At 40.2% G+C, this 24,149-nt stretch carries 17 protein-coding genes; 6 read left to right on the plus strand and 11 right to left on the minus strand.

Annotated elements, in window-relative coordinates; all coding sequences use genetic code 11:
* Positions 1 to 40 precede the first annotated feature (40 nt).
* Both prsT and J1N51_RS10170 read right to left on the minus strand, forming a co-directional pair.
* Positions 41 to 2,689: an XrtA/PEP-CTERM system TPR-repeat protein PrsT gene (gene prsT / locus J1N51_RS10165; RefSeq protein WP_208830998.1), complete on the minus strand. Its 2,649-nt coding sequence runs from the start codon at positions 2,687 to 2,689 to the stop codon at positions 41 to 43.
* Between the two features lie 50 nt (positions 2,690 to 2,739).
* On the minus strand, positions 2,740 to 3,828 hold the full coding sequence (locus J1N51_RS10170; RefSeq protein ID WP_208831000.1) for a GNAT family N-acetyltransferase: 1,089 nt from the start codon (positions 3,826 to 3,828) through the stop codon (positions 2,740 to 2,742).
* A 79-nt stretch (positions 3,829 to 3,907) separates the two neighbouring features.
* Between J1N51_RS10170 and J1N51_RS10175 the strand changes: the two genes are divergently transcribed.
* Positions 3,908 to 5,065, plus strand: coding sequence for a glycosyltransferase (locus J1N51_RS10175; RefSeq protein WP_208831002.1), 1,158 nt, complete (start codon positions 3,908 to 3,910; stop codon positions 5,063 to 5,065).
* Here J1N51_RS10175 and J1N51_RS10180 read toward each other — a convergent pair.
* From J1N51_RS10180 to wecB, 4 genes are read right to left on the minus strand one after another with little or no spacing between them, the layout of a single operon-like run.
* A complete protein-coding gene (locus J1N51_RS10180; RefSeq protein WP_208831004.1) occupies positions 5,062 to 6,108 on the minus strand; it encodes a FemAB family XrtA/PEP-CTERM system-associated protein in 1,047 nt (348 codons plus the stop codon). The genes J1N51_RS10175 and J1N51_RS10180 overlap by 4 nt on opposite strands.
* 1 nt (position 6,109) lies before the next feature.
* Positions 6,110 to 7,165, minus strand: a complete 1,056-nt coding sequence (locus J1N51_RS10185) for a right-handed parallel beta-helix repeat-containing protein (RefSeq protein ID WP_208831006.1) — start codon at positions 7,163 to 7,165, stop codon at positions 6,110 to 6,112.
* Positions 7,166 to 7,185: 20 nt separating this feature from the next.
* On the minus strand, positions 7,186 to 8,436 hold the full coding sequence (gene wecC, locus J1N51_RS10190) for a UDP-N-acetyl-D-mannosamine dehydrogenase (protein WP_208831008.1): 1,251 nt from the start codon (positions 8,434 to 8,436) through the stop codon (positions 7,186 to 7,188).
* Positions 8,437 to 8,466: 30 nt separating this feature from the next.
* Complete coding sequence (wecB, locus tag J1N51_RS10195) at positions 8,467 to 9,591, minus strand: non-hydrolyzing UDP-N-acetylglucosamine 2-epimerase (RefSeq protein WP_208831010.1); 1,125 nt, start codon at positions 9,589 to 9,591, stop codon at positions 8,467 to 8,469.
* 144 nt (positions 9,592 to 9,735) lie between these two features.
* Between wecB and J1N51_RS10200 the strand changes: the two genes are divergently transcribed.
* From J1N51_RS10200 to J1N51_RS10210, 3 genes are all read left to right on the plus strand, one after another.
* Positions 9,736 to 10,701 (plus strand): polysaccharide deacetylase family protein, encoded by a 966-nt coding sequence (locus tag J1N51_RS10200; RefSeq protein ID WP_208831012.1) that lies wholly within the window; start codon positions 9,736 to 9,738, stop codon positions 10,699 to 10,701.
* Positions 10,702 to 10,703: 2 nt separating this feature from the next.
* Positions 10,704 to 11,930 (plus strand): glycosyltransferase, encoded by a 1,227-nt coding sequence (locus J1N51_RS10205; RefSeq protein WP_208831015.1) that lies wholly within the window; start codon positions 10,704 to 10,706, stop codon positions 11,928 to 11,930.
* A 139-nt stretch (positions 11,931 to 12,069) separates the two neighbouring features.
* A complete protein-coding gene (locus J1N51_RS10210) occupies positions 12,070 to 15,441 on the plus strand; it encodes a hypothetical protein (protein WP_208831017.1) in 3,372 nt (1,123 codons plus the stop codon).
* A gap of 79 nt (positions 15,442 to 15,520) precedes the next feature.
* On the opposite strand, the gene J1N51_RS10215 is transcribed toward J1N51_RS10210, so the two are convergent.
* From J1N51_RS10215 to asnB, 5 genes are all read right to left on the minus strand, one after another.
* Positions 15,521 to 16,111, minus strand: coding sequence for a hypothetical protein (locus J1N51_RS10215; RefSeq protein ID WP_208831019.1), 591 nt, complete (start codon positions 16,109 to 16,111; stop codon positions 15,521 to 15,523).
* Positions 16,112 to 16,175: 64 nt separating this feature from the next.
* Positions 16,176 to 17,354 carry a glycosyltransferase gene (locus tag J1N51_RS10220; RefSeq protein WP_208831021.1) on the minus strand — a complete coding sequence of 393 codons (1,179 nt, stop codon included), beginning with the start codon at positions 17,352 to 17,354 and terminating at the stop codon, positions 16,176 to 16,178.
* Between the two features lie 3 nt (positions 17,355 to 17,357).
* Entirely contained in the window at positions 17,358 to 18,401 is a 1,044-nt protein-coding gene (locus J1N51_RS10225; protein ID WP_208831024.1) for an acyltransferase family protein, read from the minus strand.
* 2 nt (positions 18,402 to 18,403) lie between these two features.
* Positions 18,404 to 20,332, minus strand: a complete 1,929-nt coding sequence (locus J1N51_RS10230) for an acyltransferase family protein (protein WP_208831026.1) — start codon at positions 20,330 to 20,332, stop codon at positions 18,404 to 18,406.
* 5 nt (positions 20,333 to 20,337) lie between these two features.
* On the minus strand, positions 20,338 to 22,218 hold the full coding sequence (gene asnB, locus J1N51_RS10235) for an asparagine synthase (glutamine-hydrolyzing) (protein ID WP_208831028.1): 1,881 nt from the start codon (positions 22,216 to 22,218) through the stop codon (positions 20,338 to 20,340).
* A gap of 185 nt (positions 22,219 to 22,403) precedes the next feature.
* Between asnB and J1N51_RS10240 the strand changes: the two genes are divergently transcribed.
* A complete protein-coding gene (locus J1N51_RS10240) occupies positions 22,404 to 23,264 on the plus strand; it encodes a hypothetical protein (protein WP_208831030.1) in 861 nt (286 codons plus the stop codon).
* A complete protein-coding gene (locus J1N51_RS10245) occupies positions 23,264 to 24,145 on the plus strand; it encodes a polysaccharide pyruvyl transferase family protein (protein ID WP_208831033.1) in 882 nt (293 codons plus the stop codon). The genes J1N51_RS10240 and J1N51_RS10245 overlap by 1 nt, the downstream gene beginning before the upstream one ends.
* Positions 24,146 to 24,149: the final 4 nt, after the last annotated feature.

A 24,149-nucleotide genomic window follows, 5' to 3' on the forward strand; every position in this document is an offset into this window, starting at 1 on the left:
TTGTTTTTACTTGGTTCAAAAAAAAGTTTTAGAGGCCGAATTATCCGGCCATATTAATTTGTTGTAAATGAAGCTGGATGTTTTGATTGTCAGGAGCTAATTGTGCCGCTTTATTTATAAGTGCTTTGGCTTGTGTTAAGTCATTCATCTTAAAGTAAATCATAGCCATTGTATCCAACACACTTGGGTTGTCTGGGCTGTGTTTAACCGCTTCCTCTCCATATTGTTTTGCTTCTTCAAGCTGACCTGATTCCAATTTCAAATAAGCTAAATTGTTCAGTACAACGACATTCGCTTCAGTATTTTTTGCCAAAAATTCGTAATGGCTTATCGCCTTCGTTGGTGTTGTTGCCATGTATTCATTAGCCAACATAAGTCGAGACGAGAAGTCTTGGTCATATTTAGTTAAGTGATTCTCGGCGAACTGGTGCGCTGCACTTTTGCTATTTGTTTGTTTTAGCAATGCGTAGCGAATACGAACCGTATTAAAAGCAGGAGCCGCGTTATAGGCTTGTAGTGCCAATTCATTTGCTGATTCGTATCGCCTATTGGCGATTTCAATTTGACTCTTGGTTAACAGATACAAGGGATCAGTATTTGTATTTGTTAGAGAGTTCAATAGTTGATCTGCTTTCGAACTTTCACCATTAAGGCTTAAATAATATGCATTGATAAGTTTGATCCGAGTATTATTCGGAAAACGAGTCATTGCCGATTTTGCCGCTTCAAAAGCTTCAGATGATTTAAAGTTTGTCTCTAAATAGGTAATTAAATACAAATAAGCATCGACATTAGCTGGTTGAGCTTTAACCCACTCTTGATAACTGTTCTTTCCTGCTTCGTAGCCTTCCAGTTTTCTAACAAGAGTACTTTTTAATAACCAAGTTTGGTTAGGCGCTTCTTTTAAATTGGTATTAGAAGATAACGTCTGTAGCGCTGCTTTGTAGTCTTTCTCGATAAAATGAAAAGTTGCCTTCAAATTTATCTGAGTAAAACCATCCGAAGCATCAACCGCTTTCTGTAATCTAGACTCAACTTCACTGTTAAGGTTTAGCGATAACCCCGCAATAGACAATGCCTTGAGTGCAGGAGTATAGGCGGGTTCTTTATCTAAGAGCGAAATTGCAATATCGAACGCTTGTCTAAACTGCTTATTAGCAAAGGCCTGGTTAATATCGAAAAGCAGCGACATTTTATTACTTGGGTCAATTTGTTTTGCCTGAGTTAAATAGTCAGCTGCTACTTTAACTCGGTCACTTCGCATATAAACGAGTGCAGCATAATTAAATGCTTCTACTGAACTAGGCTGACTCTTCATAAAAGGTTCAATAAGAGCCTCTGCTTTGTCAATCTTACCAGATTGTAAATAAGCCGAGCCAAGTGTCAGGTAAAGAGGTGCAGAATCTGGTTGCAAAGCAAGAGCTGCTTCTAAATCTTTAATACCAGCGTCATCGCCGCTGGAGATTTTTAACATGCCCAATTGGCTCAGAGCTCTTGAAGAGTTTAGGTCTAGCTCAGAAGTTTGATTAAGTAACCCTTTGGCCATTTCGCCTTTACCACTTCTAAATAGCTCCAAGCTTGCTGCGTTTAGTAGTTCAGGCTGAATAGCCGAAACTTCTATATCTTCTAAAGACTGCTCAATGTCTTCGACAGATCCAAGCTTGATGGCTGTTGCTAACATAACTTGTCTAGCTGGGTGCGAAGCATCTAGTTGTTGCTGAATAGTATTAAAGTGTTTAAACGCAACTTCGTATTTTTGTAGATTAAAAGCGCTAAGTGCTGCGACTAGTCTCGAATTAACGTTGTCGTAGCCATTTTGTACCGCTTTTTCAGCCGCTAAACTGGCTTGCTCGTGTTGCTTGAGTTGATATTGGCTTTGAGCAACTAAAAAGTTTGCAAAAGGTTGTGATTGGCTGACTTTTAACACCTTGTTAGCAGTCTTGATGGTTTCCTCGTATTGCTCATTTTTTAACAGGGCAACGGCAAGGTATAAATTACCGAGTAAAAGGTTAGGTTTGTTATCAACAAACTGCTGATAATGAGTCACGGCTTGTTGAATTTGATCTGATCTCGTTGCCAAGTGTCCCGAAACCAAATGTGTTAACGCTAAGCTTTCAGAATCTTCAATAGTTAGTTTTGACAGAGACTCTAATGCCTTCTGAGGCGTATCTATGTTTTGAACTAATATAGTGGCAATATCTTTATAATTAGATGGTTGATTTGTATTCTGTGCCAACTCTAAATAGTCAAGCATAGCTTGTCGATCGTTTAAGGCAGAAGCCGACATACCTTTGAACACGTTTAATTTAGCAATGTTTTGTGGCGAGGCGTCAAGGTCTTCTAACTCTATTTCGGTTACTTGTTGGAAGTCTGCTGCATAGAATAATGTGCCGGCAAGTTTCGCTAGAAGAGCTTCCTCATCACCACCGTATTCTATCGCTTTGATGTACTCTTTTTCCGCAGCTTGCAATTGGCCCTGGGCAAAATAGACGTCCCCAAGAAGGGCACGATAATCAGGGTGCGTACCATTTTCCTTAATAGCGTTTTTGAGGTTGATGACCGCTGTTTTATAATCTTGTGTACTAAAATCTTGTTGTGCAGATTGGTACATAGATTCGGCATCTTCACCAGAGCACCCTGCTAATGCGAGCGTCAACGCTGTTGCGACTGCTGTTAGTTTAAGGTTCATAATCAATCCATAATTTTTTGAATTTGTTATTTTATACCATGAAGCTGTGGTTATTTTCTAACCAGTTTGTGTTTTATTTTGGATAACATTCGTTCTGCATAAAACGACAATTTTTTCTTCTGTAATATGTTATCGAAAAGACAATATCTTTCATCCGAAAATCGCTGTTTATAACTACTTTCACCAGCAAGGAAATCATAGTATTGGTAGTTGTGCTCAGTAGCCCATTCAATACATTTATTATGTAAAAAATACCCGATTTTTATACGGTTATCGTTAACCGGCATAAAGCTAGATAAATAGAAATACACCGAATGCTTATCAGTTAGTAAGTAGTTGAAACCAATAAGCTTGTTTTGGTGACTTAAAGCGACGACTACAACTTTATTTTCATCGTTATTGTGTTCAATTAAGCGGTGATGAAACGATTCAAAGACGGCATTATCAAACCCACTCGGAGTTGGTGTCTCACGCCACTTCTCCTGATGCCAATGTTTTCCGAGGTCTAATATATTAAAAACTTCTTCTTGGCTACTTGTGATTGACCAAGATAGCCCACCGTTTGACGCAAGAAGTTCTTCGGTTTTAGTAATCTGTCGATGCAGATTTTTTGATGGTTTGTATGGCTTAGATAGATTTATTTTAAAAGCAGGATGTGCCGTCGAATCTACCCAAAATGAATGAGACGGTATCGAAGACTTTGTCGATAAACGCGAAGATGTTGCCATCGAAACGGCTAATTCATCAAAATCAAAATAATTAATAGCGTATTTGATAATAGCATCGCGAACCGCTAATTGATTTTCTTTAGCACATAGTACGTCATTGTACTCAATCCACATCTGGTCCAACTCAGCAACACCGGCTCGATGCATGTGCCATTGTGAAGATGTTATAAAACCATGACGACGAACATTGGAGTGACAAAAAACAGCGAGTCCAACAATTTCATTGTTGACCACTGCTTTAACGACCATTGCCCTCGACTGTGAAGGCAAAATCGATAGCCAGCTACCCATCCAATTCCAAGATAAGAAGAAACGTTGTTCGCTTTTTGCAAATAACGTATTCCAATCATGTTCTAGAAGATTGAATTGCTCAATTGAAAGAACTTCAGCTGTTACGTTTATCTCATCCACTGTGATCGATAGCGATTTGATTCCAAGTAAGGTTATAGTAAAGTTTGAAATTAATTAATGCTATGAATAAATGAACAAAATGGTCTCTTATAATTGTTTAGGCAAGAAAAAAGTCGTACACATAGTGCCGAGCTTTGGCTGTGGCGGCCTCGAAAAAGTTGTGGTCAACTTGATCAACAATTCAGAGCATTACAACGTCAAACACGTTCTTGTCTCTTTAACGACAGACTTCGAGCTTGCTAAAGAGATCAATTGCCCTATCGAAGTTTATTGTCTGGGTAAAAAGCCTGGCAATGATGTCATGAGCCATTTAAAACTGTTTAAACTACTGCGCAAAATCAAACCAACAGCGGTTCATACTTATAACTTCGGAACCATTGAATATCACCTCGTGGCAAAAGCGGCAGGGATCAAAACGACGGTACATTGCGATCATGGCAGAGGTGGTGATGATCCTAAAGGCCAAAATCAGTTTAATAACTTCTTTCGCAAACAAATCTCGCGGTTTATCGATCATTACATCGTCGTTTCGTATGATCTATTTAGATGGGTCACCGAAGATTTAAGGATACCAAAATCCAAAGTTCAGCTTGTTTTCAACGGTGTTACGATTGATAGAGATGTACCTGACAAAAAGAGTACTTCTCCAAACTCCGACGCACCATTTACAATTACGACGGTTGGCCGTATCGATCCAATAAAAAACCAAAAATTGTTACTCAACGCCTTTGAGCTTGGTAAACAGCGCTATCCTCATTGGCAAAACGTCAAACTGCAGTTGGCCGGAAATGGCCCTATTTTTGAAGAGCTCACTCAATACGCTGCATCTCTAAAGAGTGCATCGGATATTCAATTTTTAGGTTTTAGATCTGACGTCCCAGACATTCTTGCTGGCACAGATTTATTTGCACTTTCTAGCTTTTATGAAGCAATGCCGATGACCATTTTAGAGGCGATGGCACAAAAAACACCGGTCATCACAACAGACGTAGGCGGTATTTCCAAGTTTATTACTGAACAGCACGCGTGGCTTGTAGAGAGTGACAATGTTAAAGCTTATTGCAGCACGTTAAACGATATTATGTCTGATGAGCTCGGGCGTCATAAAAAGGTAGGCGTCGCGCATCAGCTCGTTTTCGATAACTACAGCATGGACAAAATGGTCGATAAGTATATGGATTTATACCAAATTGAGCGCCTTGAATTGGACGCTCAATTTGAGCACAAAGCGAGCTAGGGTAGATTTCTAACGAGCGGCGGGCCAATCAGCTTGGTAATTGGAATAGGTAACTTTTGCCAAACCTTTATCGCCAAATCGAACTTACCACTGCTTGGGGATAGATCAGGTACTTCCTTACCCTCTGGCACCCAGTGATACCAGTAACACTGTTGGGGCTCGGCTCCCCATTGTTTTTTAAACTTGTAGGTACCCGCGTCAATGGTCGAGCGGCCAAAATCAAATTCTTTAAAGCCTTGTTCAATAGCATGACTCAATATTTGCCAGTATAAATACATGTTGACCGAGATCCGGTTTGCATATTTAACCGTGCTCGCCCAAGGGATCTCCATACGCCCATTGTAATGAAGTAAAAATCCCGTTGAGACTGGTTTGTTTTGCCAATACACAACACACAATAACGCATTGTCTTTAAAGGTTTCTAAAATAGAACTAAAAAAAGCTTTGCTATAAACCGGAGTACCTAAATCACGCATGTTGTGGCAGAACACATGATAAAAGTCATCAAGCAACTCAAGACCACCAAATTTATGGCTGACGCCCTCTCTGATAGGACGTTTTATTTGCGACCGCCTTTTTGAGCCGATTGCCTTGCCTAGTGCTTCAGCTGATTCAGGCAATGACAAAACCATGTTTACCTTGTGAGTATTTACGTGCAAGTCAGGTAATTCGAGTTCGTGATCGGCACGTAATTGTAGATGCGATACTTTGCTAGATTGGGCAAGGTCAATTGCGGTTTTAATTAACGCATGTTCTATCTCAATACTCTCTGCTATGGCACTTCCGTAATTGAAGTAAGGCATCGAAACCATGTAATGACCAAACAACCAACTGTTCAAGTCGACAATTGGCATCACACCCACTATAGATTTGTCTGAGTTCTTTGCAATTAGATACAAGGGTTTTTGTTTTAACGTTTTTGAGATGACCTCTATCCAAGCCGTTTTGTGGTAAAGGCTAGAGGCTGTTTTCGAATCTACGTACTCATCCCATTGTGCGTAATCGTTTGGCGTCAATAAAGTAATGCTGACGTTTGTATCCATGTTATAAATTCTCTTTGTTCCCTAAGGCCCTAATTTGATCCATGACGAGCGTGCGTTCTTCAATAGTAGGTAGGTAAGGATAGGGTTTAACTTTGGCAGCTTGTCTCGAAAGGTACCACGAGTTACCTGGAACCATCTGGTTAGGGTGATTAAAATCACCAACAAACACATTGCCGCGATTAACAAACTCATCGTCTAAACGCTTAGAGATTAAAACGTTAACATCACGGTCGTAAAAAATGAGATTGTTTTTTAGCTCAATACGGTTGATGGCAAACTTCTTAGGCTTTTTCTCAAGTCCGTAAGCAATTAACTGGCTATTGGACGAATTAGGTCCTTGTTGCAAAATACTATCGCGAATAATTAGCTCACCGTATTCAGCCATATCTATGAGTCGACTATCGACGCCATCTAGAGTTGCAAGCAGGCTGTTTTCGACAAGTACTTTAGCCGAACGTGATTTGATTCCTGATCCTTGCTTTTTGTTGCTGACAATAGTGCTGTATCGAACGTTCAGTTCATCTGCAATGATATACATAGCGTGGCTATAACCATTTCGGTTACCCAGTCGTTCAAATTTCGAAAACTCTATGTTTACCGAGCCTTTAACTCGACTGGTCATTACACCGGATTGACTATCATGAACATACAAATCTCGAATGGTGATGTTGCGCCCTTCAAATTTTATACATGAGCCATTACCGTCGGGTACTGCAATATTAGTGCACTCAATCGACTCGACCAACACATTATTGCCTGTTAAAACCAATGCGGCTTTACCATCAACAAAAGCACCGTCAAAGACGACACCCGGCTCACCAATTATTGAAATATCACTTTTGGTGATATAAGCGCCTTTTGTATAAACACCTTTTTCTAGGTAAATCGTACTCTTATCAACAATTGCAGGTACTGCATCGGAAAGCGAGTCGAACGGCATCCCGTCGACGTATACTTTTTTGGCAGCTGCAGCTGGAGACATGACACAAGTCAGCACTAAACTCAAAGTGATAACTATGTTTATCACAAGTTTATTCAACAATTGAATGAACTGCATGAACGACGCTCCTGACTTTGTTACAAGATGCCTCGCGTATCAATGACAACTTTACGCGCAAACTCTGATTTATCTGCGGATTTGAATTCTTTATGGTCAACCAAAACAACAATGACGTTGGCTTTTTCAAGAGCTTGCTTCAATGAGACAAGTTCAATGTTCTTTTGGCTTAAAGAGCTAGGTAACTCCTTGATATTTGGTTCGACTGCAAGTAGCTCACCGACATGGTCGTTTGCTAATTGTTCTACGATTTGAACCGCTGGGCTTTCGCGTAAGTCATCAATATCCGCTTTAAAGGCTAGGCCTAAACACGCAATAACGGGCTTTTTAAATTCGTCCGCAGCTTGTTTGATTTGATCGATGACATAATAAGGTTTGCCATCATTCACTAAGCGCGCTTGTTTGATCAACTTAGCTTGTTCTGGACAACTATCAACGATAAACCAAGGATCAACAGCGATGCAATGACCGCCCACACCTGGTCCTGGATTAAGTATGTTTACTCGAGGATGGCGGTTAGCAAGTCGAATGAGTTCCCATACGTTTATGTGTAATTGATCACAAATGGTCGAAAGCTCGTTTGCAAAGGCAATGTTGACATCGCGGAATGAGTTTTCAGTTAGTTTTGCCATTTCTGCAGTACGAGCGTTGGTTACAATGCATTCACCGCGAACAAAGGTTTTGTATAGTTCTACTGCTTTGGCACTACATGCCGATGATATACCACCGATGACACGGTCATTAGATACTAGTTCTTGTAAAACGTAGCCAGGTAAAACGCGCTCTGGACAGTGCGCAACCTTGATATCAGCTTGGTCGCCAACGTCCTGTGGGAAAGTTAAATCTGGACGCGCTTCTTTTAACCAGCCTGCTAGCTTTTCAGTTGCACCCACTGGTGAGGTGGATTCAAGGATGATTAAATTACCTTTTTCAATCACAGGTGCGATAGCTTTGGCTGCACTCTCGATGTAACTCAGGTCGGGACTGTGAGAGTCGTCACTACCGTGTTTGAATGGTGTTGGAACCGCTATCATAAATGCATCGGCCGGTTCGACTTGCGTTGTCGCTCTCAAATTACCTGTCGATACGACACTTTTAACGACTATGTCTAAATCAGGCTCTACGATGTGGATGTTACCAGCATTTATAGTATCAACCGCATGTTGGTTGATTTCGACACCAACTACTTTGATGCCACGAGAGGCAATAACGGCTGCTGTAGGTAAGCCAATGTATCCTAAGCCAATCACTGAAACGGTGTTAAATTCCATTCCCTAAGTTCCTATATCTAATACGTTTTATTATAATTTTTTGAGTAAGGTATCAACGATACGGCCACACGCTTGACCATCACCATATGGATTGTGCGCTCTTGCCATCGACTGGTAAAGTGCGTCATCATCAAGTAATGCAAAGGTTTCTGAGACAATTTTAGAAGTATCAGTACCCACTAGCTTCACAGTTCCCGCCTCTATCGCTTCTGGTCGTTCAGTGGTATCTCGCATCACTAATACAGGTTTGCCCAGAGATGGCGCTTCCTCTTGAACACCACCAGAATCCGTAATGATCAGATAACTTTGATTCATCAAATAAACAAACGGCAAGTAATCTTGTGGTTCGATAAGGACAATATTATCGTGTTTTGATAATAGGCGATTAACCGGTTCTCTGACATTAGGATTGAGATGCATCGGATAGACAATTTGTACGTCAGAGCGCTGGTCTGCAATATCCGCAAGTGCAGCGCAAATTCGCTCAAAACCACCACCAAAACTTTCTCGACGGTGACCTGTCACTAATATGAGCTTTTTGGACGCGTCTAAGAAATCAAACTTCTCAACAAACTGAGTTTGCAATTCTTTATCAGTTTCTAATTTGTTTTTAACCCACAGCAATGCGTCGATGACCGTATTACCAGTAATAACAATGTCAGATTGAGAGACATTTTCTTTGAGCAAGTTTTCTTGAGAAAGTTGAGTCGGGGCAAAATGGTAATTAGTCAACGACCCAGTAAGCTTTCGATTGGCTTCTTCTGGCCAAGGCGAATAAATATTGCCCGTTCTGAGGCCAGCTTCTACATGGCCAACCTTAATTTGTTGATAAAACGCCGCTAGGGAAGCTGAAAACGTTGTAGTGGTATCACCATGAACCAATACTACGTCGGGTTTGAATTCATTCAACACAGGTTTTAACCCTGAAAGTATATTACCTGTGACGTCATACAAGTCTTGGCCGGGCTTCATGATGTTTAGATCAAAATCAGGCTTTATTTCAAATAAGTCCAAAACTTGGTCCAACATTTCTCGGTGCTGTGCAGTTACACATACCTTAGCGTCTAGGCCTTCGGCTTCAGCTAACTTATGGACAAGAGGTGCCATTTTTATGGCTTCTGGACGGGTGCCAAAAACCGTGAGAACTTTTTTCATTTTAGCCCTAAATTTTCCCTAAATTTATCAAGTTATTTTGCCTGACTCTTGTTAAGATTTACAGAGTTTAATTGCAGGCTAATGACCCAAACATCAGTCTTGTATTCATTGAAGCAGATTTCACCGACAAAGGACATAAAAGGAATGTTAAAATTTGGTTTGTCGATACTGGCATGGATGCACTTTTTGAGACTGAAAGAGCACCCATTCGGGATCTTGTATTTTCACCGAGTGTTAAAACAGGCAGAGCCATTTTGTCCTGATGACTGGACCGAAAATCAATTTGAGCAACTCGTCGCAGTACTGAGCAAGCAGTTTAATATCTTACCCATATCAGAAGCACTCGAATTACAACGACGTGATCAATTACCTGCCAAAACCTTGTGTCTTTCTTTCGACGATGGCTATCAAGACAACGCAACACTTGCGGCACCGATATTAGAAAAATACGGAGTCAGAGGTAGCTTTTTTGTTGCGACCGAGGGAACTGAGCGTGGTTATTTATGGAATGATGAATTGGCTTATTTTCTTGGAGAGGGCTTTGTTAACACATCAAAACCTGAGTCAATTGCATTCGAAGGGACAGAGTATAACTTGAAGTCCGTTGAGCATAGATCTGTGGTTTATCTTGATTTAGTCGGCAAGTTGAAAGTCCTGCCAAATAACCAAAGAGATCAAGGGCTCGAGTCGATAAAATCGCAATTGGGCGCCACACAACATCCTCCACGTTGTATGATGACAACTAAGCAATTACAAAGCTTACAGGATAATGGCCATGACATTGGTGCTCATACCCATAGTCATAGCATTTTATCTTATCAGAGCTCAAACACGGCTAGATCTGAAATGACGCAGTCGATCAATTACCTCAATCAGGTATTAGACAAGCCTGTGACTCTATTTGCATATCCAAATGGGTGGGTCGGCCGTGATTTTACGATAGAACATGAGCGACTACTTGAAGAGCTTGGACTTGAATATGGCGTAGCGACCAATGATGGTGGCGTGACGACAAAGACAAGAAAAACCGCAATTCCTCGCTTCATGCCGTACAGAAAACAACTCGATCAATTTTGCCTTTCAGCGATGAAAATAATGGGAGAAACCTAACGGTGGCAACAACCAAGACTTTGTTAATGATTGCATTTGAATTTCCACCGGGAAACGGCGCGTCGGTTCCACGTATCGAAAGCTTTTATCGATACTTAAAGCAGTGGGGATGGAAAGTGGTAGTTCTTACGGCCAACCCGCAAGCCTATGAACGAGTCAACCCTGATTATCAAGATACCGAAGACGATTTGGTATACCGAACGTTTGCTCTTGACGCTCCTAGACACTTGTCGATAAAAGGAAAATATATTGCTGCTAGTGCGACTCCTGACCGTTGGGGGTTGACGTGGATCCCTTCGGCACTAAACAAAGGCCGTCAATTAGTCAAAAAATACCAACCCGATGTGATTTGGTCGTCATCGCCTATCCCAAGTACTCATTTTATTGCCAATAAATTATCTCAAAAGCACGGTATTCCATGGGTTGCAGATTACCGAGATCCGTTTCATTACATGAACGGCTCAGCGGGTCCCAAGCTCGATAAAATCCATAAAAAAATTGATCAAAACACATTAACAAACGCAGATCATTTAACGTTTGCGACCGAGCAAGTCAAAGAATTATATCAGGACAAATACGGTAATTTGGTAACAGACAAAAGCACAGTAATTGAAAACGGCTTCGATGAGGCTAATTTCGCTAAGCTTGAGACACTTACAAACAAATCAACACCGTTTACTAAAGACAAATTCTCTCTGTATTACAGTGGTGTCTTGTATCCTCATGGCCGAGATCCACGTCCTGTATTTGATACTATATCTGAGTTATCCACACAGGGTGTTATCGGGGCTGATAATTTTGAGTTAGTGTTTCAAGGCGCAGGTGATGGTACTGAATTTCAAGATTACATAACAGAGAAAAACATAGAATCATTAGTGTCTTTTGTTGAGCCTGTGCCATTTTTAAATGCATTGAATAACATGATGCATGCAGACGCGCTGTTACTTATTCAAGACAGTCGTTTTAATAAACAAATACCGGGCAAAATATACGAGTACCTTAGAACTCAACGACCGATGCTGGTTAAAGCAGACCCTGAAGGGGCGACTTATCAAGTCGCAGCGGGATTTGACAAGGTTTATAACGGTTACAATACAGGAGAGTTACAAGAGGCTCTCACATCATTGTTGAAGCTTAATCAAAGCGAAGAGATTGCCCGAGACGTTAATAGATTTAATCGAGAAGCGAAAGCAAAGCAGCTTTTGGATGTAATAAACTCTATAAACTAGAAGGTAAACTTTTTATATTTAATAAATTCATTTGTTTACTTATGGTCAAACCAGTGGAGTGTTGAACATTTTTTAACCACAACTAAAATGCACAGTCTATCCAGTTCTTGTTGTTTAGGTTATTTTCAGGAGAAGTAGTATGAAAAACCTATTAAGAATTGCCGCACTGTTTGTGACGGCTGCTTGCTCTTCTACGGTTCGCTCTGAGCCAGAAACATTCATGTCTTTCGACTTTAAAGATGGTCAAATCGAAAATGGCTTCGGCGATTGGTTCTACTCTGATAAAGGGGAAAATCCCTGTGGGGTGTATGCGGGTGATCAGCAATCTAAATTGTGTAGTTTAGATGGGTTGAAAGCTTATGCATATTATAATGGATACAATAACAAGCACATGGGGTGGATGAGGTATGGATTTATCGACTCTGGTTCAACCAATAGTGTTTCTGGCTCATCATTGAAAATAAAGCTGACAGGCGGAGTCAAAGAAGGTTCGGATGGCACAATTCAAGAATATGGTATTTACACTAAAGCTAAATCAGATGCATCAGCTTTGAAAATACAAAGCACTAGTTTAGATTCTAATGAAATCTTACCCGGGGATTTGTCACTTTATTTTAAAACTCAAACATCAGAATCTAAGTTTTCCGGCTTACAGGGAAAGAACCGATTATCGGTATGGGTGTTAATGCCACCGCGTACACATGATTTTGATAAGCAATCAAAAACTTATTCTTCTCGACCATCTCACACTTTTAGTTGGTATCCATTTATCGGAAGCTCAAAAGGTGGTCATTATTACCATTCAGCTACTAATATCTCGATGGGGGGATGGACAAAGATTCAGTTTGATGCGCACCCAACTCATCATAATTCAGGCGCTCACAACCAGTACAGTGCCTTTGAAGAAGGGGGATACGACTATCCAGGCGATGGGACTGGGTATTTTAATAATATAACCACGTTTGCGCTTCGTAATGGTTTTTCCTCCAATCAACCAACTTACTCCGAATTTTACATTGATAACTTACAAACAGACTATGTTCCATACGAAAATGAGGAGACAATCAGTACTTTAGGCATTGGCTATAACCCGGATCAAAAAAGGTTTGATATCAGTTTTGAGGATAAATATAGATGCCCAACATGCGTTGCAAAATACATTGTAAAGTACTCATTCGAGCCAATTAATAATGAAAATTTTGACGTTGCATACACTCCCATATCAACGATAAATTTTAATAGAAGCTTAAATAACGAAAGCGGGATTATTTACAAACCAAATTCTGGCTACAATCAGGTTTGGGCTGCTTTCGATCTTCGTGCAGAACATCGAGATAAACTCCTTCATGGGACAAATATTTACTTTGCAGTCAAAGACATCTCTGATAGAAGCGCTATTAACCAACAAGCTGCTGATTTTAGGATTGTAAACGTTCCAAATATTGGAGAGACGTTTGTTAAAGATTTGGTAAAAACGATTTCTTACCAAATATTAGACGTCGAATTTCCTATATCTGTAGAAGGCAGTAAGCGTTTTGAGCCTATAGTGGGCCATGAATTTAGCGGAAAGCTTGATATTTGGGGAGGTAAAAAGCCTTATCGGATATCAGGACAGCTACCATCAGGTCTAGCCGTGTCAAATGATGGTCTAATCCATGGTGTGCCTTCACAAAAGGAATTCCAACAAACAAGCATCACGATATCAGATGCAAAAGGTAATCAACAAACCATATCGGTTGTTTTTGACATCAAGACAGAAGATGATTTTGACGTCCCTCATTGTGGATTGGTAGTCGATTTCAAAGAGTCAAAAACCGCATCCGTCATTTCAGACGCTCGCTTTTCTAATATCATAACGGACAAATATACGGGATTTGTTGAAACGGGCACGACTATTAAGGTTGGTTCAAATGGCTCATATGATTTTACCGCTATTACTGGTGATGGTTATGCGTTGAAGCCAGGAGATAGTGTTAGGTTAACCTGGAAAAATCAAGGTAATGAGACTCTCTGGGTAGCACCTAATATCTCTTTTAATCATGTAGGAAGAATTTCACTGTCGGACTCGAGTCTCTGGCAAAGCATGCCTGGTCTGTCAATTAAACCAGGTAGTGTTGAAGTTATCGAATATAAGGTGACAGAGGATATTTATTCAACAAGTCTAAACGTCAACTCTAACACGTCTAATACAAATGAATTGGTATTAGAAAAAATTGAATTTGTAGAGTTAAGTCGACCAAAAGAGGATATATGTAAAAGGTACTTCCCGCCGGGATCCAACAAAGAGTCGGCCCTCGTAGATTTTGAAAACTCTCAATCTGAGTCTGTAATGAGGGTGCGAGGGTTAAATTCTATTGTCATGGACAAATACACATCTATCGTAGGAATCGGGTCAACAACGGTGACAGGAAATAATGGAGGCTACAATTTTCAGGGCGTGACTGGAGAAGGATACGAATTTGTTGCTGGCGATATTATTCGAGTTTATTGGAAGAATATTTCGAACGAAATCTTAGATGCATCGCCTTTACTATCTTTTACGGAAAAAGGCCGGTACTCATCAGAAAGGGCAGGAAGCTGGTTAGAACTTGGCTCTTTTACGTTAAAAGGAGGTGAAGAGGTTGTTCAAACTTTTGTCTTCGATGCAGCCACGGCCCAAAAATACAATGTAATCAACGTCAGTAATCAATCACATACCAACAGTCAACTGTTGTTGGACAAAATTACATTGCAATCATCGAACGACTCGATGGGATTCCATGAAAATGAGCTGAACACAGCCATTCAATATCAGAACTATAAATATCAACTTAGTCACAGTGCTTCTGAAAACGCTATTGTTAAATCAAATAGTCAATTGCCATTGGGATTGCAATTAGAGTCTACAGGACTCATAACGGGTAAGCCGCAGGAGTTTGGAGATTTTGTGCTCGACTTAGTCTTGGTAGATACTGAAGGAAAGTCAGTTGAACAACAACTACGCCTCACAATTATCCCTCACACTATGTACTCGGCATCCAACTGTGAAGCAATATTATCGTTTGATAATAACGGTTACCTTGCACATTCAGAAAGCGTGGATATTGTAAACACCGACAGATATACAGGTTTCACTGAATTTGGCACCTCCATCGTAGTTGGCACTAGTTCATCGTATGATTTCACAGCAGTGTCAGGAACTTTTGAATTTACGACTAGCTCATCTATTAGGACAATTTGGTACAACAATAGTGACGAAGACATTACTTTTGCCCCAGAAATTAGTTTTACCAATATGGGACGAAAGTCAGAATTTGACTCAGAGGCTACGTGGAATACAATTGAATCAATAACTGTTAAACCTAAGAGCTATATGGTAGCCACTTACCGCTTAGGTCCGGTAGAGCTCGGCTTTGTAAATGGTTTTAATATTAATGTTAATTACAATAACAATCGTTTATTGGCACTAAATAAAATAGAACTGGTAGATGATAGCTACCCAGGGACTAGCTCATGCGAATTGCCTCGGTAGCTTAAAAAACAGTAGTGACTATCTAGTGAACACACTTGATATAATGATATTAAGTGCGTTCACTCGCCAATCATGACACCTAGCGTTCGGTATATAACTGTCGTAGGGCCATAGAGGTAATAGCACACGATAAACTCAACGCGCCAAATGATTCTAAGAGTTGTTCATAACTGATATCTCGTCCTAAAATCATAAACGTCCCCTCGTTATATAAGTAGTCGGCAAGTTGAGAAGTTATACTCAGAATGGCAAATATAGCCAAAAATATAAATGTATCCTTTACGAAGACTTCCTGAACTCGAAGCAGTAATAAAATACCCAAAATCGCACCATAAGCTAAAAATACAAAGGTATCTTTTAACCCAAGAGCTGCACCAACTTGCTCATGTAACATAAATAACTCGTCCATCGCTAAGGTTATCAAAAGTAGGCTAACTAACCACCACCAAAGGCTATTTTTTAGATATCGACTATCTTTTTTGGGGTTGAGAACGAACATGAAATATGCGACAAAGCTTCCAAATAAAAAGTTCAACGCCGTAATAAAATCTCCAAGTTCTCCTTCCATAGCCGGTTGCAAACCTTGAAATCGAGCTATCAAGAAAATGAGATATAGAACTATAGAAAAAGAAAAGAGTTTGGTGAGCTTGAAAAAGTAACGAATATCCATATAAATTATTTCCCTTTTTTAGAAAAATAAATTGTTACAGATTTGTTACAAGAAAGCAATGTCGTTAAATAACCTGCTTGGCACACCAGTCCCAACTGTATTTACTGAAATTATCGGCCTGCTGCTTACGATCGTGCTCAGTCAAAAGTAGCTCGCTGAGTTTGGTAATTGTCTCTTCAATGTCATCGACTTCAACGACGTGTCCCAAGTTATCCTCACTTTCCATAATTTCGGGAACACTGCCAACTCTTGTAGCTACTGCAGGGCAGCCGCTAGCCAGTGCCTCGGTGAGGACATTAGGGCTGCCTTCACCTCGACTTGATAAACAAAACACATCTGCAGCGTTATACCAATCAACGAGTTGGTCGTTGGGTACAGCACCAACAAAATGAACGTGCTCCATCAGGCCTTGTTGCTCTACAAGCTGCTTAAGCTCTTTTCGATAGTCACCCTCTGCGCCTTCAGAGCCCAAAATATAAAAGTGTGTATTGTTTAAATTGAGCTGTAAGATGATTTTCTTTAGCGCTTTGATTACTACATCAAACCCTTTGCGGTGAATCAGGGCACCGACGCCAAGTATGATTTTCTGGTCGATAGGGAGCGCTAGCTTCTCGCGAGACTCCATTAATCCTTTGTAATAAAAAGCTTCGGTATCAACACCATTTCTCACCACCTTGGTTTTGTGGCGTGTGCTTGCGATAGAGTCAGCTGTATCGGCCATCTCTTCACTGAGGGAAATGATAGAATCTACTTTACTGAGATAGTGCGCTACGACAGTCTCTCGTACGTCACCATCTTGCTGATGGAACGCTTCCATACCACGTAATGTCACACGGTAGGGCACGTTATAGTAGTTGCTAAGATAATCACCGGTTGGAAGGTCAGGGAAGGTCCAGTGCAAGTCAACCAAATCAAAATCAAACCCTATCTGTTTAATAATATTACGCACCGCCTGTTTATAACTGAATACTTCGACACCCTTAAAATGACCAGGTATAGAAAAATATCGTGGGTGGTAGATAGTCAATTTGCCACGTGTCGTTTTAAATGGAACACGGCTTAAATGCTTAAACTTATCTATATATTTGTGAATCGGAGACCACGGAATTGGATTAATAACAGTCACATCAGCATACTCTGCCATTGCGTTTAAACGGTTGAACACAAAAATGCCATGGTTTGGTTTTTCTGAGTTCGGAAACAGATAGCTAATAGCGAGGATTCTTTTTGGGCGATTCGTCATGTTCTACTTACCAAATATGTGCGAAAGTTTTGTTCTGATGTAGTACTTCTGTTTTTCAGACCACATGCCAATTGTTAAAACAATAATTAGTGGCGCTATTATTAAACTGAGTTTGTAGATCAAGTTGTTGTGATCTGAGTAAAGCGCGGCAATGGTTTGGATTACGGGTCGATGAAATAGGTATAGCGAAAAAGTCAGAGCGCCTAAAAACCTAATAGCTTGAGCGTATTTCTCTAGAAAAGAGTCAAAAAATTTAAGTAAAGCTGGAGAAAAATAAATATGAATACAAAATAAAACGGCATCAAAATAATCTCCGATAATAGATGTACGTTCTATCCAAGGAATCACAAATTGAACATCACGGACCATAGGTCCGACCCAAACGATTGCAACTAAACTAGCTATAGATAAAATCGAATAGATTGGGCCTGTATTTTTATTTCTATTCATGCTCTTAAATAATAAAAAACCAAGCACCCATATTGGCATCAAAGCGATAATAGTAGGTCCGGCAATAGCGGCTAATAACAAAATCACTAGATATTTGTAATTTGACTTCAGATAAAAAGAGCACGCAAATATAAGATAATAAAACCACTCATAAGTTAATGACCAAAAAGGTTGGTTAATACCAGGGTTAAAGCCGAAATCCCAAACATTTTGCACTAAAAAAGCAGTTAAGAAATAGTTTCTGATTAAGTTGTCTGAATCATAAGGCCAAGGTCCACCTTCATAGAAGCTAGGGTTATAGTGATACCCTATAAAGTCAAATATAAACGTGATGGCAAGTGCTGGTAATATGATCGAATAAAGTCTACTAACTCTCGCTATAGAGTATTCTTTTAGGGTCTTTTCTTTCTGTTCAGTCACAAAAGCGATAACGAAGCCTGACATAACAAAAAATATCATGACGGCAGTTTGACTGTAATCTTTAAATTGCCAAAACATACCACCACTTATCTTTTGTGAGGCAATATGAGAGAGAAAAACGACCGTTGCAGCCATGAATCTGAATATATCTAAATACAACGAGAGAGACTTGTTCATAATTAACCCTTATTAAACATCAGTAGCTCAAAGTCTCCCACGAGCTCTAGTTCAGAAGTGTGTTTGATATCTAAATGAGTAGAATCATAATACACCGGACGATCCATAATATATGGAGAACATGAATCCTTCTGACAAAAAATATTATTAAAGTCTTGATACTCTATATTTCGAGAAGCAATTGATAAATCTTTAAGCTCTTCATTTATCGAATAAAAGCTGTTATCCATTTTTAAAGAATGGCAGTCTAGTCCAAGATATGAGATTTGTTTCGAGAGACATTGTCTGTCAAATTCCGGAAAGCTTGGGATTTGACCAAGGATAATTACATTTTTTGTTTCAGATAACTTGCGCACTGACTCTAAAAATTGAAAGACAAATTGTGGGTTTTTATCTTGATAGTAAGTGTAGAAAGCGGACAGTATGACGGTATCATATTGTGCTATGTATTTGTTAACGACGTTGTTTGAATAGCTACAATCTTTGCTTAAACTTTCTGTGAAGTCGACTCCCTCTCCTTGAACTATTGGTGGACAAGATGCATGCGAAATATTTCTAAAAGACCAGCCTTGGCTCTTGGCTAATTGGCCTAAAATTCCAATGTAATGAGCCGCATTTGAGTCTCCCCATAACAGTACATTGGGTTCGAATTTGTCATTTCCAATTATACATTTGGGGTCGGTTAAATGTTTCGCTTCAACACGCCAATATTGGCACACATAGTCATAGGAGTTAGGCGCTTTGGCATGGTTGTAAGTTGATGATAGTTGTTTGTGGTATGAATCTGACCAGACTCTGAGTCCTAAACCATCGGTCTTTATGACAGCAAAAGACAGTGAGCCAATGCATAAAATAGGAGCTAGAAATTGTTTGATCACTAAAGGCTTAAACTCTAGCTTTTTATATCTGAATTTCTCTTCTATCCATTTCCAATTCAACCAAGCCAAACTTAATATAACCACAAATAACAGCAATTCAGCGAATAAGCTAGGCGAACCGTAACCGTATCGATAAAACGCCAACACAGGCCAATGAACAAGATAAGCAGAATAGGATACTTTACCCACCCAAAGGATGGGCTTAGAAGTGAAGAAACGTAGCAGAGGGCTGTTATTTTCGAACCCACTGTAAATGAATAGGGCTGCTCCAACTGTCGGGATTAAATACAAAAAGCCCGGAAATGTCACATTACTATCAATTAAGGTTGATGAACCAACGAGTAGGACGATAGAAAAATAGAGCAAAAAGTGCGAATTAGCTCTTTTTTGTAACCATCCAAAATGCATTAATGCTGCTAATAAGCCACCAACTAATAACTCCCCAGCACGCGTAGGCAGCATGTAATAAACAAATGAGTGGTGAGTGCTTATTAACCACTCCGCTATTGATGCTGAAAGTACAATGGTGAAAATAATTAGTGCAATAAATGCGACTTTGGGTATTCGGCCCAATAAAACTAGTATCACCAAAGGCCAAATTAAATAAAACTGCTCTTCTACACCTAAAGACCAATAGTGCAATAAAGGTATAGTGTAGCTGCTCGCAGCAAAATAACTTGTATCTTGAAACTTCCAAAAATAAACATTGGGCAAAGACAATGCTGACCAAAAGCCGGACTTAGCAACTTGTATTGCATCTTCAGGTAGGAACAAATACTGGGCGAGGATGACCGTAATTATGATGACGGAAAATGCAGCTGGCAGAATTCGCTTGATACGACGCGCGTAAAAGTCTTTCAGGGAAAACTGACCAGCACTTACACTCTGCATGATGTGGCTTGTGATCAAAAAACCAGAAATAACAAAAAAAACATCTACACCAATAAAGCCGCCAGGCAGGTACTCATGGTTGATGTGAAATAGAATTACGGTCAGGACTGCGAAAGCCCTGAGCGCATCTATGTGTGGATAATAACTTCCTTGCTTCGCCATTTTTATTAAGCGTTCTTTCTCAGCCACTCTTCCAGAACAACTAGCTGCCAAAGCGTTTTGTGGTGGTCGTATTTATTGGCGTTGTGCTCTTCGATAAGCTGTTTGATTCTCTCAACATTGAAGAACTCGTGTAACTTGGTGCTATCCGATAACAATAAGTCACGCGCATAGCCCTTTAGCTCATTTTGGAACATCAACTTAAGTGGCGTAGGAAAGCCCATTTTCTTTCTGTAAATGATGTCATTTGGCAAAATGCCTTCCATCATTTTTTTCAGTGGGTATTTACCTTCGCCTTTTTTGATCTTGTGTTTTGATGGAATCGTCGCAGCAAACTCGACAAGGCGATAATCCAAAAATGGTACTCGTAGCTCAACTGAGGTACCCATGCTCATTCGATCGGCTTTGATTAGAAGGTCATCAACCAACCAAGTTTTGGTGTCAAAATAAAGCATTTTGCTGAGTTGATCGTTGTGTTTGGTATTCTCAAACAACTGTCGAGAAAACTGACCGTGGTTTGTGGCACGTTTGGCATCGTCGAGTTTTTGTTTAAAGTCTTGTCTATACAAGGCTTGCTTCTGTGCATCAGGGTAAGTCGACATCCCTTTGTAGCGCTGCTCTATAGGCTGAGTAGCCATATTCAGGTATTTGCTGACTTTGTGACTTTCACCAAGTACTTTGTTGCTGATACCAGCAAATAATTCCGTGCCTTTTTGACCAACGACACCGCGGTATTTCTCTAGGACGTTCATGTATTGATACAAATCGTATCCAGCAAAGATTTCGTCGGAGCCTTCGCCTGATAAAGCGACCGTCACTTTTTCTTTTGCGAGCTTTGATACAAAAAAGAGTGATATCGCGGCCGCTTCTGTTACAGGCTCATCCATTAGATGAATATATTCCGGAATAAACTCGGCAAATTGTTGCGGCGTAATCTTCAATTCGTGATGGTCGGTACCAAACTTTTCCGCAACCATTCTGGCGTATTGGGTCTCGTCGAAGTTTTTGCCAAAGTCATACGCGATTGAAAAAGTTTTGAGGGGTTCTTTGACTTTGTCGGCTAAGAGTCCCACTACCGCGCTGCTGTCGATACCACCACTTAGGAAAATGCCCAGTGGCACATCACTGCGCAGGCGTAAATCGATGGCGCTTTCTAACAGCTTTTTGCTTTCGGTCAGGTAATGATCAAACCCTTTATCTTCGGTGTTATTAAATTTGAGGTCCCACCACTGAGTAATGACTAACTTACCCTCTTGTAATATTGCGTAATGACCAGGCATCAATCGCTTGATGCCTTTGTGTAGGGTATTTTCACCAGGGATATAACCAAAGCTCATGTAATCATCAATCAGCTCGATATTAAGCTCAGGTTTAGCATCGAGGCCGCTTAGAATAGCCTTGGTTTCGGATGCAAATACAAATTCATTGTCGTCTTGATAATAATAAACAGGCTTTATACCGAGACGGTCACGCGCCAAAAACAATGTCTTGGTTTCGGTGTCATATATAGCAATAGCAAACATGCCATTGAAGCGGTCAAGGCAGTCCTTACCCCACTCAATGTAAGCTTGCAAAATAACTTCGGTATCAGTCCCGGTCTCGAATTGATAACCTTTTTGCTCGAGCTCTGCACGAATTTCGATGTAGTTATAGACTTCACCGTTGTACGAAATCACATATCTGTTTGAGTCACTGATGCGCGGCTGGTGGCCAGCAGGCGTCGGATCTAAAATGCTCAGGCGCAAATGAGCGAGCCCACAGTATTTATCCTCAGAAATCCACAAACCATTACTGTCGGGGCCTCGATAAGGCATGGTGTCTCGCATAGCGGTAATGCGATTGGCATCCGCTGCGTGGTTAAAATTAATTGTCCCTAGTATTCCGCACATTTGGTTATAGTTCCAAACTTTTATTTCTGATGAAGCTATAGTAATGAAAATGTATAGTCTCACCAATTAAATTTTGATAATTTATATCGAGTTTTACATATTAATATGCCATTGCATCGCACTTAGAGTGTAATTGAACTTAAAAGGTGCTTGAGTAATTACTTCTTGGCCGTAAAGGAATAAAAATGAGTGAAGAAAAACAAGAGGGCTCCTGGGAGCTAGCTAGAACTGACGGAAAAATTGGCACGGGTAATTGGGAAGCGTGGGGTACCGACATTAGCTCAATTAAAGAGGCGGCTGAAGATTGGAAAAAAGCTTTAGAAGGTATTGAAAAGCCTTGGCTCTGTTGGGCACTTGATGACAACTGGAATATTCTCCAACAACAATTGGTCAAAGAGGCTGGTTGGACGCCTATTGTGGGTAACGATACAGGTTTGAAAAAACCTACCATTTTACCTGGCTCAGTGTACGTTAATTTTAACGAAAGATTACAGCTTCCGACGATGTGGATGCACTTTCCTATAGAGTTTGCCTTTTTGTTTTGTGAAAAGTTAGCGTTTTGGCACTCAGATTTATTGTGTAGTCGAAGTGATATGAAACAGTATGCCAAGACCTTTGAAGCGTTAAAACCAGGAGAAATGGCCGCAGTTAAGCATACACATGGGTGGTGGGGTCTAAAAGACAGGTTTAGAAATCATTTTGGTGAGTTAGTTGCCTGTACAACAAAAGAAGCAAGCTTAGATCAGTTCAACAATGGTTGTGGCTGGTGGAGGCATATCGAGCATCATCCTAACTTCGATAAGGCATTTCATAAAGGAGCTAAGTATTATTACGAGCATGGGACCGGAACTTGGGTTTGGAATAAGAAATTTAAAGGCGTTGTCAAAACATTAAAAGTGAATGAAAAAGATGGGCATGCTTCAGCAAGGGTAAACAACAAACCAGAACGAGCCACGAAAGCCGAAGAGTTAAACGAATATTCTGATCTAGCTGATATTACCAAGGCCTTGAAGATAGACGACTTGTTACCGATGGTTAAACAATAATGAAGAAGCTTAGTGATAGGTTGGTACTAAGTGCGCGGTCAAATGTGTATCACTACACTAAAGATGTGCTCAATTTTGGTAAAGTTTTAGAAGCAAAATTTAGCAATAGCAACAAACGTATCAATGCTTTTTGGTGGTCAGATATACTCAATTTCGGTGATTTGTTTACACCTGACATAGTCAAATCCTTAGGGTATATACCAATCAGAGAATCTGCCCAACAGTCCGATATTGTAGGAGTTGGCTCAATTTTAGGTGCGGTACCTGAAAATTATAAAGGGACGATACTTGGCTCTGGGATCATCAGCCCTAACACAGATAAACGCTATCCAAATGCACATTTTGCCGCGGCCAGAGGCGAACTAACGAAACAGGTGTTGGGGTTAAGTCCTAAGACCCCGACAGGGGACTTTGGAATTTTGGCCTCTAAGATGTACGGTAGTAAGCAAAAAAAATACAAAGTTGGTTTGGTTCCACACTATGTAGACCGCTTTAATCCCTGGGTTTATAGAGTTAAACAACGCATGGGGAGCGACTGTATAATTATTGATGTTCAGGATACTCCTAAAACAGTTTCAAAGAAGATTTCACAGTGTGAGGTAGTGGTCTCGTCGTCCATGCATGGAATAATCGTTGCAGACTCATACAATATACCTAATGTATGGATACAATTAAGTGACAAGGTAATCGGAGATGGTTTTAAGTTTCACGATTACAATAGTTCGATTAACTGTGAGCAAGAGTGTCAGATCATAAAGAGTGTCTCTGACGTTCTCAATTTCGATAAGGTTGCTGTGTTAAAAGAACCAAAAACCATAGAGCGAAAAATAGATGAGTTATGGCAAATTGCAGAAAAGGAGTTCGATGTATTAAGCGTTTAATCGC

Origin of the sequence: Psychrosphaera ytuae, assembly GCF_017638545.1 — a bacterium.
Classification (GTDB): Bacteria; Pseudomonadota; Gammaproteobacteria; order Enterobacterales; family Alteromonadaceae; genus Psychrosphaera; species Psychrosphaera ytuae.

Coding starts and splice junctions, on each gene's coding strand:
- prsT (WP_208830998.1), bottom strand. CDS start 2,689: ATGAACCTTAAACTAACAGCAGTCGCAACAGCGTTGACGCTCGCATTA.
- J1N51_RS10175 (WP_208831002.1), top strand. CDS start 3,908: ATGGTCTCTTATAATTGTTTAGGCAAGAAAAAAGTCGTACACATAGTG.
- J1N51_RS10180 (WP_208831004.1), bottom strand. CDS start 6,108: ATGGATACAAACGTCAGCATTACTTTATTGACGCCAAACGATTACGCA.
- J1N51_RS10185 (WP_208831006.1), bottom strand. CDS start 7,165: ATGCAGTTCATTCAATTGTTGAATAAACTTGTGATAAACATAGTTATC.
- wecC (WP_208831008.1), bottom strand. CDS start 8,436: ATGGAATTTAACACCGTTTCAGTGATTGGCTTAGGATACATTGGCTTA.
- wecB (WP_208831010.1), bottom strand. CDS start 9,591: ATGAAAAAAGTTCTCACGGTTTTTGGCACCCGTCCAGAAGCCATAAAA.
- J1N51_RS10200 (WP_208831012.1), top strand. CDS start 9,736: ATGTTAAAATTTGGTTTGTCGATACTGGCATGGATGCACTTTTTGAGA.
- J1N51_RS10210 (WP_208831017.1), top strand. CDS start 12,070: ATGAAAAACCTATTAAGAATTGCCGCACTGTTTGTGACGGCTGCTTGC.
- J1N51_RS10215 (WP_208831019.1), bottom strand. CDS start 16,111: ATGGATATTCGTTACTTTTTCAAGCTCACCAAACTCTTTTCTTTTTCT.
- J1N51_RS10220 (WP_208831021.1), bottom strand. CDS start 17,354: ATGACGAATCGCCCAAAAAGAATCCTCGCTATTAGCTATCTGTTTCCG.
- J1N51_RS10225 (WP_208831024.1), bottom strand. CDS start 18,401: ATGAACAAGTCTCTCTCGTTGTATTTAGATATATTCAGATTCATGGCT.
- J1N51_RS10230 (WP_208831026.1), bottom strand. CDS start 20,332: ATGGCGAAGCAAGGAAGTTATTATCCACACATAGATGCGCTCAGGGCT.
- asnB (WP_208831028.1), bottom strand. CDS start 22,218: ATGTGCGGAATACTAGGGACAATTAATTTTAACCACGCAGCGGATGCC.
- J1N51_RS10240 (WP_208831030.1), top strand. CDS start 22,404: ATGAGTGAAGAAAAACAAGAGGGCTCCTGGGAGCTAGCTAGAACTGAC.
- J1N51_RS10245 (WP_208831033.1), top strand. CDS start 23,264: ATGAAGAAGCTTAGTGATAGGTTGGTACTAAGTGCGCGGTCAAATGTG.